This window comes from Pararhodobacter oceanensis (assembly GCF_003076755.1).
GTDB lineage: Bacteria > Pseudomonadota > Alphaproteobacteria > Rhodobacterales > Rhodobacteraceae > Pararhodobacter > Pararhodobacter oceanensis.
Genome location: NZ_QDKM01000003.1, coordinates 24,538 through 37,074, shown reverse-complemented (window position 1 = coordinate 37,074; position 12,537 = coordinate 24,538). Strand labels below are relative to the sequence as shown.

Annotated in this window: 10 protein-coding genes and 1 tRNA gene; 4 read left to right on the top strand and 7 right to left on the bottom strand. The window is 60.5% G+C overall.

Going from position 1 to position 12,537, the window contains the following annotated elements; genetic code table 11:
* Positions 1-52: 52 nt before the first annotated feature.
* Positions 53-925 (top strand): LysR substrate-binding domain-containing protein, encoded by an 873-nt coding sequence (locus DDE20_RS07745; protein WP_116557919.1) that lies wholly within the window; start codon positions 53-55, stop codon positions 923-925.
* Between the two features lie 130 nt (positions 926-1,055).
* A tRNA-Ser gene (locus DDE20_RS07740) sits at positions 1,056-1,145 on the top strand.
* A 229-nt stretch (positions 1,146-1,374) separates the two neighbouring features.
* Here DDE20_RS07740 and DDE20_RS07735 read toward each other — a convergent pair.
* The 6 genes from DDE20_RS07735 to DDE20_RS07710 form a co-directional block, all read right to left on the bottom strand.
* Positions 1,375-2,775 (bottom strand): MmgE/PrpD family protein, encoded by a 1,401-nt coding sequence (locus DDE20_RS07735; protein ID WP_116557918.1) that lies wholly within the window; start codon positions 2,773-2,775, stop codon positions 1,375-1,377.
* 58 nt (positions 2,776-2,833) lie between these two features.
* Positions 2,834-4,198: an adenylosuccinate lyase gene (gene purB, locus DDE20_RS07730; RefSeq protein ID WP_116557917.1), complete on the bottom strand. Its 1,365-nt coding sequence runs from the start codon at positions 4,196-4,198 to the stop codon at positions 2,834-2,836.
* A gap of 72 nt (positions 4,199-4,270) precedes the next feature.
* The gene (metC, locus tag DDE20_RS07725) at positions 4,271-5,425 is read right to left on the bottom strand and encodes a cystathionine beta-lyase (protein WP_116557916.1); all 1,155 of its coding nucleotides are present in this window, start codon (positions 5,423-5,425) and stop codon (positions 4,271-4,273) included.
* Between the two features lie 37 nt (positions 5,426-5,462).
* On the bottom strand, positions 5,463-6,992 hold the full coding sequence (locus DDE20_RS07720) for a tripartite tricarboxylate transporter permease (RefSeq protein ID WP_116557915.1): 1,530 nt from the start codon (positions 6,990-6,992) through the stop codon (positions 5,463-5,465).
* A gap of 9 nt (positions 6,993-7,001) precedes the next feature.
* Complete coding sequence (locus tag DDE20_RS07715) at positions 7,002-7,466, bottom strand: tripartite tricarboxylate transporter TctB family protein (RefSeq protein ID WP_116557914.1); 465 nt, start codon at positions 7,464-7,466, stop codon at positions 7,002-7,004.
* A gap of 69 nt (positions 7,467-7,535) precedes the next feature.
* Positions 7,536-8,486 (bottom strand): Bug family tripartite tricarboxylate transporter substrate binding protein, encoded by a 951-nt coding sequence (locus tag DDE20_RS07710; RefSeq protein WP_116557913.1) that lies wholly within the window; start codon positions 8,484-8,486, stop codon positions 7,536-7,538.
* A 114-nt stretch (positions 8,487-8,600) separates the two neighbouring features.
* Here DDE20_RS07710 and DDE20_RS07705 point away from each other — a divergent pair, with 114 nt between their 5' ends.
* Together DDE20_RS07705 and DDE20_RS07700 are read left to right on the top strand one after the other, a co-directional pair.
* Positions 8,601-9,455 carry a LysR family transcriptional regulator gene (locus DDE20_RS07705; RefSeq protein WP_240607907.1) on the top strand — a complete coding sequence of 285 codons (855 nt, stop codon included), beginning with the start codon at positions 8,601-8,603 and terminating at the stop codon, positions 9,453-9,455.
* A 213-nt stretch (positions 9,456-9,668) separates the two neighbouring features.
* Positions 9,669-11,498, top strand: a complete 1,830-nt coding sequence (locus DDE20_RS07700; protein ID WP_165814455.1) for a sensor histidine kinase — start codon at positions 9,669-9,671, stop codon at positions 11,496-11,498.
* Between the two features lie 34 nt (positions 11,499-11,532).
* Here the strand turns inward: DDE20_RS07700 and DDE20_RS07695 are convergent, their stop codons facing one another.
* Positions 11,533-12,489: a response regulator gene (locus tag DDE20_RS07695; RefSeq protein WP_133240328.1), complete on the bottom strand. Its 957-nt coding sequence runs from the start codon at positions 12,487-12,489 to the stop codon at positions 11,533-11,535.
* Positions 12,490-12,537 lie beyond the last annotated feature (48 nt).

The window sequence follows — 12,537 nt, the reverse complement described above, 5'->3', positions numbered from 1 at the left end:
TGGATATCGAAATTTTCTTGTCTCAGCGTTCAAGAAAATTATACGCTCACTCATGCCTATTAAGTTCCGCCATCATGACGGGTTGCGCCTGTTCGTGGAAATCGCTCAATACCCGAGCTTTTCCGACGCGGCGGCGGCATTGAACATGACCAAAGGCGCGATCAGCTATCAGATCAAGACGCTCGAAGACGACCTGCGGCTGACGCTGTTCCAGCGCAGTTCCCGTGGCGTCACTTTGACCGAAAGCGGCAGCCAGTTGCTGGCCATCGGCCAGCGCCATTTCCACAGCATCGAACGCGCGCTGATCGCGCTTAAGGGCATGAGCACGCAAAGCCTGACGGTGGGTGTATCGACCTATTTCGCGGCGCGCTGGCTGTCGCCCTTGCTGATGTCCTTCCTCGAAACCCATAGCGACATCCAGTTGCGCATCCAGCCGATGATCAAACTCTTTGATCTGGAAAGACAAGGGATCGATATTGCGATCCGCTGGGGAAACGGCGACTGGACTGATGCCGAGATCACCCCGTTCATGCCGATGCCGGCGTTTCCAGTGGGCAACCGCGCCGCCGCCGAGGCGGTCAGGACGCAGGGGATCGAACAGGCGTTCGCGTCATTCACTCTGTTGCGCGATCATGATGACAGCAACGCATGGTCGGATTGGTTCGACGCGACCAATCTGCCGCGCCAGACCCGCCGCGATACGCTGATCATCCCCGATCCCAACGTCCGCGTTCAGGCGGTGATCGACGGTCAGGGGGTGGCGTTGATGGACGATCTGAGCCAAAGCGAGATCAGCGAGGAAAAACTGTTCCGGCTGTCGGATCAGGATCTCTCGACCTACGGGTATTTTCTGGCCGTTCCGCGCAGCAAATCCCCCAGCGCCGCCCTTGATGCCTTCGTTGACTGGATCCGGCTGCAGCAATGAGAGGCCATTCAAGCGAGGGCGTTTGTGGCGCGAGCGGCGGACATATGTATATCAAACATATGTCGCGCAGGGCCAAAAAAGCACAATTTTCGCCTTGTTTCTCGGATGCTACCTGTCTAAACGGGTCAGCGGAGACGTGGCCGAGTGGTCGAAGGCGCTCCCCTGCTAAGGGAGTAGGCCCGGAAGGGTCTCGTGGGTTCGAATCCCATCGTCTCCGCCACTTTCATGGCATTGAGCAAAAGAGTCTTGGGATTGCCCCGCTCTGCCGCGCGTGGTTTTCTGATACACTGCTGCTGATTGTCGCGCGAATCCGGCGTTCGCTTGGGTTGCTTGCGGGCGGGGTGCGCGCAGTCGCATAGTGTGTGACGCGGGGCGGTTTTGGTGGTGGTTGCTGCCGTGCAGGCATAAAAACAAGGGCCAACCCGGATGGATTGACCCTTTTGGCGTCTTTACCGCGTTGCGACGCTGGCGAGTTCGCGCTGGAGGTCGGCGAGGCCGTTGTCGCTGTCGAGGGACATCACCGCGCCCACCAGTGCGTCGGCGGTTGCGGCGGGCATCAGGTTGGCGGTGCAGCTTTTGAACTTCTGCGCGACCTCATCCGAGGTCAGCGGCGCGTCGGGGTTGCCGCGGTTGATCGCCACGCGTTTCTCGATCACCTGCCCGTCGGTCAGGGTGATCCGCAGATGGCCGGGGAAGTATTTCGGGAAGCCGGTGGTGCCTTTTTCGGCGTTCTCATAGGTGGTCTTGCGCGCCAGTTCCAAGAGGTCGGGGCGCTGGATCTGGTCGGCGGTGAAGGAGGCTTGCTCGACCTTGCCGTCGATCAACCCGCAGGCGACCAGATAGGGCAGGCTGAATTTCGCCCCGTAAGCATTGGCGGGGGTGTATTTCGACTCGATGGGATCGCAGACGAAACCGGCGGCGACCTCGTCGATGATCGCGTGGATATTGGCGATGTCTTCGGGCTTGATGCCGTCTGCGCGCAGCTCAATCGCGCAGTCCACCGCGCCATGGGCGAAATGGCAGCAGGGGTAGGGTTTGATCGAAACATTCTCGGTCTCCCAGCGGCTGCCGAGATCGGCGCTAACCAGTGCAGGGTCGGAAAGGTCCGGCAATCCGTGGGTGTTGAAGACGCTCTTGCGACCCTCAAAGATCGTCTCGGGGCCGGTGGCTCCGGCGCGGGCCAGATGCGCGGTGATGATCGCGTTCTGCGCCGCCCAGCCGACGTGATAGCCCTTGGACGACGAGGAATTCACCAAGAATTCGGTCACACCAGAGGCTTGCGAGCCGCAAAGGCCCAGAGCGTGTTGCATCTGCTCTGGCGTTAGCCCCAGCAGTTTGCCAGCGGCGGCGGTGGCGCCGAAGGCGCCGGCGATGGCGGTCGAATGGAAGCCGCGGTTGTGGAACGAATTGCCCGAGGCAATGCCGACCCGCGCCGCCACTTCCCATCCGGCGACAAAGGCGGTGAGAATGTCACGGCCAGAGGCGCCGATCTCTTCGCCCAGGGCCAGAACCAAGGGCGTCAGGATGGCGCTGCCGTGGACGATCGAGGCGGTGTGGGTGTCGTCGAAATCCAGCACATGGCAGGCAACGCCGTTGACCAGCGCCGCATAGGGTGCTGCCAGCGTTGCCGTGCTGCCGAGCACCGGACGCTCGCCCGCGCTGCCGGGAATGGCTTGCACCCCCGCCAGCGCGATTTTGAAGTTCGGGTGCAAGCTGCCCGAGAGGCCGACACCTAAGGTGTCGGTGATCAACTGCTTGGCCCGCGTGATGGTCGAGGCCGGAATCGCGTCATACTCGAGCGCGGTAACAAAGGACGCCAAAACGGCAGAATGGGTTGCGGATTGGGTCATTTTATCTTCCTTTTCAAGACCAACAGAGGCGGTGTGCCATCAGCAGGGCAGGACCGCGTTAGGCGATCCGGCCACCGGCTTTGACGTCCGAGACCAACTGGTCAACGATATTGGGCGAGTCGCCCACATAGGTGGTCGCGTCCAGCAGGGTGTCAAGCTCGGCCTCGGTCAGGGCGCCGCTGATCGCTTTGTTTGCGGCCAGTGCCTCCTTGAAGGTAATACCACCCTCGATGCCTTTCATCGCCGCGTGATAGACTTCTTCATGTGCGGTCTGTTTGCCCAGCTTGTCGGCCAGTGCGAACATCACCCGCTCGGCCAGTGCGTAGCCTTTGAGCAGGTCGAGATTGGCCAGCATGCTGGTTTTCTTGACTTCCAGCCCGCCCAGAACAAAGTTCAAATTGGCGGTGACCACCGAGAGCATCAGGCAGATTTCGGGAATGATCTTCCATTCCATCTTCCAGATCGCACCGTCGCGCTCGTGCTCGTGTTTGGTGATGTCCGACATCATATTGATGTTGGATTTCAGCGTGTTGCTGACCGTGACGGAATTCTCGGTGACCGCCGGATTGCGCTTGTGCGGCATGGTGGAGGAGCCGACCTGACCCTCACCGAAGGGCTCGGCGATCTCGTCAAATTCGTTATGGGTGAGCAGCAGCAGCTGGTTGCCGATCTTGTTCAGGGTGGCGTTGATGCCGCCCATCACCGCGCCGAATTCATACATCCGGTCACGTGCCGGCTGCCACGAGATATTCGGCGTGCCGAGGCCGAGGCGCTCGTTCACGGCTTTCTCCATCGCGTCGGCTTTCGGGCCAAACGAGGCTTTGGTGCCGACCGCGCCGACGATCGAGCCGACGAACACGCGGGCGTCCATCTCGTCGAGGCGCTGCAGGTGACGGTCGATTTCCGACAGCCAGATCGCGGTTTTGAAGCCGAAGGTGACCGGGATTGCCTGCAGCGACAGGGTGCGGCCCATCATCGGGGTGTTGCGGTGCTCGACGCTCAGGTTGAGCAGGTAGCCCGCCATTTCCTCAAGGTCGCGGCGCAGGATCGCGGTGGCGTCCTTCATTTGCAGGATCAAGCCGGTGTCGATGATATCCTGCGTGGTGACGCCAAAGTGGACGTATTCGCCCGCGTCGCCCTCGCAGGCGTGCTCGAGCCCGCGCACCACTGGCACCAGCGGGTGTTTGGTGATCGCCAGATGATGCAGGACATAGTCCATATCGATCTGGTCGAACTGCGACTTGGCGGCGATTTCCTTGGCGGCTTCGGCGGGGATCATGCCCAGATCGGCCTGCACGAGGGCGAGTGCGGCCTCAACGTCGAGCCAGCGCTGGATGCGGGCCTCGTCGTTGAACACATTGCGCATTTCCTCGGTCGACCAGGAGTTTTTCAAAAGAATGGAATCAAAAACGCTCGTACCCATGGGGATGTCTCTTTCTGACTATGCGTGAATTGGGGGCGCGCGGCGCCTATTCGGTGCGGCGCGCGGTGAAGCTCAGCCGGTGGCGGCGTCGAAAGACGCCTGCATATCGGCGATCAGATCGTCGATATGCTCTAGGCCGGCATGGAAACGGACCATCTGGCCGCTCCGTGTGGTATTGGGGAACTGGCGCCCTGCCTCGGGGTTCGAGGGCATCGCGAGGCTTTCATAGCCGCCCCAGGAACTGCCGATGGCAAAGAGGCTCAGCCGGTCAACAAAGCCCTCGGCGTCGAACCCTTCGGTGAAGAACACGCTGAACAGGCCGTTGCAGCCCATCGCGTCGCGCTTCCAGATCTCGCCGCCGGCGTGGCCGGGCAGGCCGGGATGCACCACCGAAGCAACTTCGGGGCGATCCGCCAGCCATTTGGCCAGCGCGAGGCCGTTTTCCTCATGGCGTTCCAACCGCAAACCCAGCGTGCGAATGCCGCGCAGGCAGTTATAGGCGTCATCGGGGCCGATGGTCTGACCGGTCATATGGGTGTGTTTGCGCAGGGCGGCGGTGGCGCGGCCTTTGACCGCAACCGCGCCCATCATAACATCGGCATGGCCGCCCAGATATTTGGTGCCCGCCACAACCGAGACATCGCAGCCCAGATCAAGCGGGCGATAGAGCCAGCCCGAACCGTAGGTGTTATCGGCAATGACCAGCAGATCGCGCGCGTGGGCATCGGCGCAGAGCGCGGGCAGGTCCATCACCTCATAGGTCTGCGAGGCGGGGGATTCGACCATCACCGCCTTGGTGTTGGGCTTGGCATAGGCGCCCAGATCGGTGGTGTCCCACGGGAAGTAATCCACCGTCACGCCAAGCCGCGTCAGCACCGTGTCGCAATAGGTGCGGGTGGCGGGAAAGATCGTGTCGACGACCAGCAGGTGATCACCGGCGCCAAGGAAAGGCGCGAGCGCACCGGCCACCGCCGCGACGCCACTGGGGAACAGAAAACACGCCTCGCCGCCCTCCAGATCGCTGATCGCGGCGGCCAGCGCATGCGCGGTGGTGGTGCCGCGCCGCCCGTAAGAGAGCACCGCGTCGTCGCTTTCGCGCGCCAGCTTGGTGCCCTTATACGAGGCCACCGTGTCATGCAGGATCGTCGAGGCCCGCATCACCGGCGGATTGGCCGGGCCGGGTGTGGGCATGCGCCCGTAATGCATGAGTTTGGTTTCACGCTTCATGAAATGCACCTCCTTAAAGGGCGAAAGATCGATCGGGTCAGGCGGCTTTTTTCGGCAGGAAGTTCAGCACCACCGGCACGATCCACAAGAGGGCCGAGACAAAGATCATCCCGGCGCTGATCGGGTGGTTGATCGGGTCGATAAAGACCAGCCAGTCACCGCGCGAAATCAGCAGCGAGTTGTTCAGCGAGGACTCCAGTTGCGGCCCCAGCACCAAACCGAGGATCGCCGGTCCCAAGGGGATTTTCGTCATCCGCATGACAAAGGCCACCAGACCCGCGACCAGCGCCACCCACATGTTGAAGGTATTGGCCCCGTCCGAATAGGCGCCGATAAAGCACAGCATCGCGATCACCCCGACCAGCACCTCTTTGGGGATCGAGAAGATCGACTTCGAGACGCTGCGGATCACCAAGAAGGCGACCGGCCACATTAGGAGGTTGGCGACGAGGAAAGCGACGATAATCATCCAGGCGATATTGCCGTGTTGCGAGAACAACAGCGGGCCGGGCACCATGCCGTGCAGCGCCAGTGCGCCGATGAATAGGGCCGAGGTCGAGTTGCCCGGGATGCCCAGCGACAACAGCGGCACCATCGAGGAGGCGGTCACCGCGTTGTTGGCGGATTCCGGCGCGGCGACACCCTCGGGGACGCCTTCGCCCCAGGCTTCCTCGCCGGGTTTGCCGGCATATAGGCGGCGGAAGCGGCGGGCGGCGTTGTCATAGGCGAGGAAAATCGCCATCAGCATCCCCGCACCGGGCAGCATACCGATCACATTGCCGATTGCGGCACCGCTCAGCCAGACCGGCCAGAGGCGGCGCATCAGCGCGCGCGGCAGCAACAGCGAGCCGATCTCGGGCAGTTTGCTCAGCGGTTTGTTGTCTTTGCGGTCGCGGAAAATATCGACCATCAGATCCAAGAGCGCGGCGACCCCGAACAGGCCAACGAGCAGCGGCACAAAGGGGATGCCCTCGATCATGTTGATATTGCCGAACGTATAGCGCGGAAAGCCGGTGACGGGGCTAAAGCCGATGGTCGCCACGGTCAGGCCAATGATCGCCGCAATCGCGCCTTTGATCACATTGCCGCGCAGCAGGCCGACGACGCTGGACAGGCCGAGGATCGCCAGCGCGAAATTCTCGACATAGCCAAAACGCAGCGCCACCGAGGCCAGCGAGGGGGCGAAGAACAGCAGCACAATCGAGCTGATGATGCCGCCGATCACCGAGGAGGTGATGGCGATTGAGAGCGCGCGACCGGCCATGCCTTTGCGGGCCATGGCGTTGCCGTCTTCGGCGGTCAGCAGCGATGAGGCAGTGCCGGGCACTTTGATCACAATGGCGGGGATCGCGCCGCCGGTGGCCGCCGCGCAATAGACGCCGACCATCAGCGCCAGCGCCTGATCCGGCGGCATGGCAAAGGAAAACGGAATGAACACCGCGAAGGCGATATTGTCATTGATGCCGGGGATCGAGCCGACGATCATGCCGGCGAACAGGCCAGTGACCAGCATGAACAACACCATCGGTGTCGCAAGTGTCTGAAAACCTAGAAGGATTGCATCCATATTCGTAACTCACATAAGCCAGGGTGCGATAGTTGTAGGCAGGCGCACGCCCAGCCCGACGATAAACGCGAGATAGCTGACACCGGTGATGATCGCGGCAATCAGCGCGACCTTGCCAAAGCCGCGCACACCGCAGACGGTCATGAATACGGCCTGCATCACAAAGGTCGGCAGGATGTAGCCCAGCCCATAGGTCAGCGCGACGATCCATGCGATCAGCGTCAGCGAGGCGATCAGCGCGACCGGACTGGCGATGGCGAAATTGGCGATCTCGGCTTTCGGGCGGCGGCTTTTGACCACCAGCAAGGCGCCGAGCACGATCACCGCCGTAGATAGGGCGATGGGATAATTGCGCGACATCGCGTCAAAGCCGCTGGCCATCCAAGCGGCGATGCCACCAAGTATAACCAATGCAAGCCCCAGCCAGAAATCGCTATGGGGCCGAACGAATGGAGTTCCCGATCTTGCGGACATTGGTCTTTGCTCCTTGGCGGGTGGAATAGCAAAAGCCTGCCCGCCACAAAGGACGGGCAGGCATAGGGTTTACTGGCCGAGACCGGCTTCTTCGATGATCGCGCCGGTGCGGGTCGCGTAGTCGCTGATCACCGCTTGGAACGCATCCGCGTCGCGGAACACCGGCACAAAGCCAGCATTGGTCATGCGCTCACGGTAGGCTTCGTCTTCATAGACCGACTGCATCAGGTTCGACAGCGTGGCGACGACATCATCAGGGGTGCCAGCAGGCACGGCCCAGCCGCGGAAAGTGGCGAAGATCGGGATGTCGATGCCGGCTTCCTGGAAGGTCGGGACATCGGGGAAGTCGGGGTTGCGCTCTTCTTGCGCAATCGCCAGCAGACGCACGCCGCCAGCCTGGGCTTGGGCCATTGCCTCACCCATCGGCCAGAGCGCGCCATCCGCATGGCCACCAACCACCGCCTGAACCTGCGCGCCAAAGCCGCTGGTCGGGATGTAGTTGAAGGTCATATCGGTGACCCGCTCGATTGCCAGACCCGAGAGGTGGTGCGAGGTGCCGATACCGGCGACGACGATGCTCAACGGCTCTGCGGTGGCGGCGTCGATGAAGTCCTGCGCGGTCTCGAAGGGCGAATCCATCGGCACGGCGATGACTTCGGGATCGAGGTTATACAGGGCGACCGGACGGAAGTCGTCGATCGAATAGGTCGCGCCCTTCATCAGCGGGTTGGTCACCACCGAGCTGGTCATCGCGAGGATCGAATAGCCATCAGGGGCGGCCATCGACACCGAGGTCTGCCCGACGATACCGCCGCCGCCGCCACGGTTCACCACCACCAGCTCGCCACCCTCAAGGATCGAGTTGGCGGTTTCAGCGATAATACGCGAGGTCGTGTCAACCGATCCGCCGGGGGCGAAGGGCACAACCAGATCAATATCGCGCTGCGGATAATCGTCGGCCAGCGCCGGCATCGCCAGCGCGCTCAGACCAAGTGCAGCAACAAGTGCAAGGTTCTTCATCTCATACTCCCTTATGAAAAAACTCATCTGGCGAACTTAATGTGTGCCAATCCATTTGTAACTTCGATAATTTTTCACTATTCATAAGAAAATGTGATCGAATGGGAGCGCTTCGTGAAACCCGATATGCCGCTATCACTGTCGCAGCTACGCACCCTGATCGCGATTGACGAAGAGGGGAGTTTTGGCGGTGCCGCGCTCAAGCTCCAGCGCACGCAACCGGCAATTTCCCAGCAAATGAAGAACCTTGAGCAGGTCCTGGGCACGCCGCTATTCGTCACCAAAGGGCGCCGTCGCGAGTTGACCGAGGCGGGCAAAACCCTGCTGCGCCACAGCCACGAAATCCTGTCCCTGTGCCATCAGGCGATGTCAGCCTCGGGCAGCAGCCACAACACCGGCGTGATCCGCTTGGGCGCACCGATGGAGATTGCCAACGATGTCTTGCCGCGCATCCTCAAGGCATTTTCCCTGCGCTGGCCACGTGTGCGAATCGCTTTGGCGATCGAGCGCAGCGGCGTTTTGATGAAGATGCTCGAAGAGGGCACGCTGGATCTGACGCTGAGCACATGGCGTTCGGGCGGCAGCGAGGGGCGGCGCGCCAGTCTGATGTCAGTGCATTGGATCGCCGGTAAGAACTGGCAGCACAATCCCAACGAGCCGCTGCCCTTGGTGCTGACCGATGCGCCCAGCATGTTCCGCCGCATCGCCCTGACCGCGCTGGATCTGAACGGCTGGACCTATTTCGAGAAATTCACCTCACGCACCCCGTCGGGCGTGCGCTTTGGCATCGAGGCGGGACTGGGGATCACCGCCCGCACCAAAAGCGCCTTTCGCTCGGATGTCGAAATCCTTGATACGAAACTGGGCCTGCCGTCATTGCCGCAGGTGTCCTATTATCTGCACCGCGCGCTGAACAAAACCGGACCCGAGATCGATGATCTTTACGAGACGATCATGGACAATGGCTAAGCTTTGACCTTTCGCTGATCAATAATTTCGAGTTATATGTTATGTTTGCGCTAGCAGTAATGTTTGCGCTAGCGGAAAAACGGTGTTTCACACGCGCAACAGGGCTTCATCCAAGGTCAGGTTTATGGCACTATGCCGCCGTGACCGAAAATGGGTCATGCGTAACACACCAGCCGAAAATATAGTGACAGTCATGTCGGTATGGAGATTTTAGTGAATACTCATAATACGATTGACGCCGACACCTCGTCGCGCACCGGTAATCTCCTGCTTTTACCACAAATGATCGTCGATACCGCTGGCTGGATTGTCTTTGCCAACCACCCCGCGGATACGTTGTTCGGCTATGACGCAGATGCGCTCAACGGGCGCAATGTGACGGATATCCTGTCAATCAACTCGGTCGATGATCTGGTGGCCGGTGCGTCGCAAAGCCACGACACAATGGTCGTCGAGGGTGTCACCGGACGCTCGGCCGGTGGCGAAGCGATTGCGCTGACCGTGCAGATTTCGACCTGTGCGCTCGAGGGCCGCGCCTCGCGTTACGTCGTGATCCTGCAAGAAGCGGTGGCGGCCTCCAGCGCCGAAGCCGCCTTTCGCGCCGATTATCAAAGGTTGAGCAATGCGATCAAGGGCGCGGAAATCGCCACTTGGGAATACGACCGAACGACTGGCAAAATCTCGGTCTGCGATATCTGGCGCGAGGTCTTGCAGATCAGCAGCCATGATAGCGATTTGATCCAGAAAGAATGGGTTGCGCGCATGCATCCCGAGGACGGGATCGAACTTAACGCGGGACTTCAACGGCTTCTGAACGGCGAGATTGAGCGTTTCGAAGACGAATACCGCTTTCGCTCGAAGAGCCGGACCGAATGGATCTGGGTGCACAGCGATCTGGCGGTTGCCGGACGCGACCTTGAGGGCAATGTCACCCGCGTGAGCGGCGCGATGATGGATGTGACCAAGCGCAGGGAAACCGAGGAGGCGCTGCGCCGCAGTGTCGAACAGTTCCGCTCGACCTTCGACAGCGCTGCGGTCGGCATGGCGATCCTCGGCGCCGAGGGCGAATTTATCGAGGTGAATCCCCGATTGAGCGAAATGCTGGGTTTCACCACCGAAGAATTGTTGGCTTCGAGCATTCGCAAAATCACCCATCCCGACGATTTGAAAGCCGATCTTGAGCGTTTGCAGCGTTTCGAGACTAGCAAATTGAACACGTTCCAGTTCGACAAACGGTTTGTCCGTGCCGATGGCAGCGTCATGTGGGCGATACTGAGCGTCGCCAAGGTCAGGGATGATGACGGTGCTTTCGATCACTATATTGGCCAGCTCATCGATGTCACCAGCCAGCACCAGCAGCAGCAGTTAAAAGGCGAGTTTATCTCGACCATTAACCACGAATTGCGCACGCCTTTGACCTCGATCATCGGCTCGTTGATGCTGCTGACCTCGATGGATACCGAGGCGCTGTCCGAGGATGCAAAGCGCTTGCTCTATATCGCTAAAAAGAATGGCGACCGGATGCATGAGCTGATCAATGACGTGCTCGATTTCGAGAAATTCTCGGGCGGGCATATGCATATGCATTTGTCGAGCCAGCGGATTTCGGCTTTGGTCGAGGATGCGATCTCGGCCAACCTAGGCGCGGCGCATACTTACGGTGTCGATTTCGAGCTATTCGCACCGGCCCGCGCCGCGACCTGTCTGGTCGATCCGCAACGCTTTCAGCAGGTGATGACCAACCTGTTGTCGAACGCCGCGAAATTCGCCAATCAGGCCAGCACCATTGAAGTGCGGGTCGAAGAGAAGGGCAGCGATGTCTGCGTGTCGGTGACGAATTTCGGCGAACCGATCCCGGAAGCCTTCCGCGACCGTATTTTCGAGCCTTTCGCGCAGGCGAATTCGACCTCGACCCGCGAGCGTGGCGGCACTGGTCTGGGGCTGGCGATTGCCAAGCAGATTGTCGAGCAGACCGGCGGGAAAATCGGGTTTCAAACCACCGAAGACGGGAAAACCACCTTCTGGTTCACTCTGCCGCGATGAATAGCGAATTGTCTGGGAAAATCAGCCTGCGCATCTAGCGCAGTTTCACCGGCCGCAGGTCTGCCAACCGTTTCTCGGCGCGGCTTTCGGCACGGCCCAAGGCGCGCTGAAAGGACTTCCACACCCCCTGCGTGCGGCTTGGCACCGGCTTGATCGGATTGCCCAGCGACACCTCAAGCTCCATCGGCCCGCCGTCATCAAAGCTCAACCGTTTGGCGTCCAGATATTCCTGAATTTCCAGTTCCGCCGCGATCGAGGGCTCCAGATCCGGGCGGTGCATGACGATCAGAAACCGTCCGGCACCGGCATAGGCCATCATATAGCCGTAGGGTTTGAACACCGCGCTGATCGCTTCGGCAACGGCGGTGAGGGCGGCGAGGAAGCAGGCCGAGGTGGCGCGGCTTTGCAGCCGGTCAAAGCCGGTGATGATCGCGGCCAGAACCTGAGTGCGCGCTTTCTCGGACTGGGACACCTGCTTGAGATAGTTGCCCAATGCGGTTTGGCTGACCACATTCTCGACGCTGTCGATCGTAACCTCATCGACCAGCCCGCTTTCGGCACTCTCGGCCTGGCTCACCTTTTTGCTGCGGTGCGAGACGTCATAGGCGCGGCGGGCGTCGATCAATTCCTTGGCGATCCGCAACCGTGCGCCGACCTCGGAGATATCGAAAGGCTTGCCGATGTAATCCGTGGCGCCGGCCTGAAAGGCGCGGTCGATGTAATCCTTCTCGCTCATCGCGGTCAGCATGATGATCGGGGTTTTGCTGTAGCGCTCGATCTGGCGGATGCGGCTGCAAAGTTCGATACCGTCCATGCCGGGCATGCTGATATCGAGCAGGAAACAGTCGAATCCGGCATCGTCGCTTTGCAACAAAGACAGAGCCCTCTCGCCGGAATGCGCGGTGACAACCTCCGGGAAATCGAAGCGCGCCACGGTCATCGTAAGAATTTCTAGGATGAACGCGTCATCGTCGACGGCAAGAATCTTCATTGGAACCTCAAAGGCATCGTAGCGTGAGTAAAAGCATTTGGTGAAAAC

Bases quoted from the DNA above. Each gene is read 5' to 3' on its own strand.
- DDE20_RS07715 (WP_116557914.1), bottom strand. From the start codon at position 7,466: ATGTCCGCAAGATCGGGAACTCCATTCGTTCGGCCCCATAGCGATTTC.
- DDE20_RS07695 (WP_133240328.1), bottom strand. From the start codon at position 12,489: ATGAAGATTCTTGCCGTCGACGATGACGCGTTCATCCTAGAAATTCTT.
- metC (WP_116557916.1), bottom strand. From the start codon at position 5,425: ATGAAGCGTGAAACCAAACTCATGCATTACGGGCGCATGCCCACACCC.
- purB (WP_116557917.1), bottom strand. From the start codon at position 4,198: ATGGGTACGAGCGTTTTTGATTCCATTCTTTTGAAAAACTCCTGGTCG.
- DDE20_RS07745 (WP_116557919.1), top strand. From the start codon at position 53: ATGCCTATTAAGTTCCGCCATCATGACGGGTTGCGCCTGTTCGTGGAA.
- DDE20_RS07710 (WP_116557913.1), bottom strand. From the start codon at position 8,486: ATGAAGAACCTTGCACTTGTTGCTGCACTTGGTCTGAGCGCGCTGGCG.
- DDE20_RS07720 (WP_116557915.1), bottom strand. From the start codon at position 6,992: ATGGATGCAATCCTTCTAGGTTTTCAGACACTTGCGACACCGATGGTG.
- DDE20_RS07735 (WP_116557918.1), bottom strand. From the start codon at position 2,775: ATGACCCAATCCGCAACCCATTCTGCCGTTTTGGCGTCCTTTGTTACC.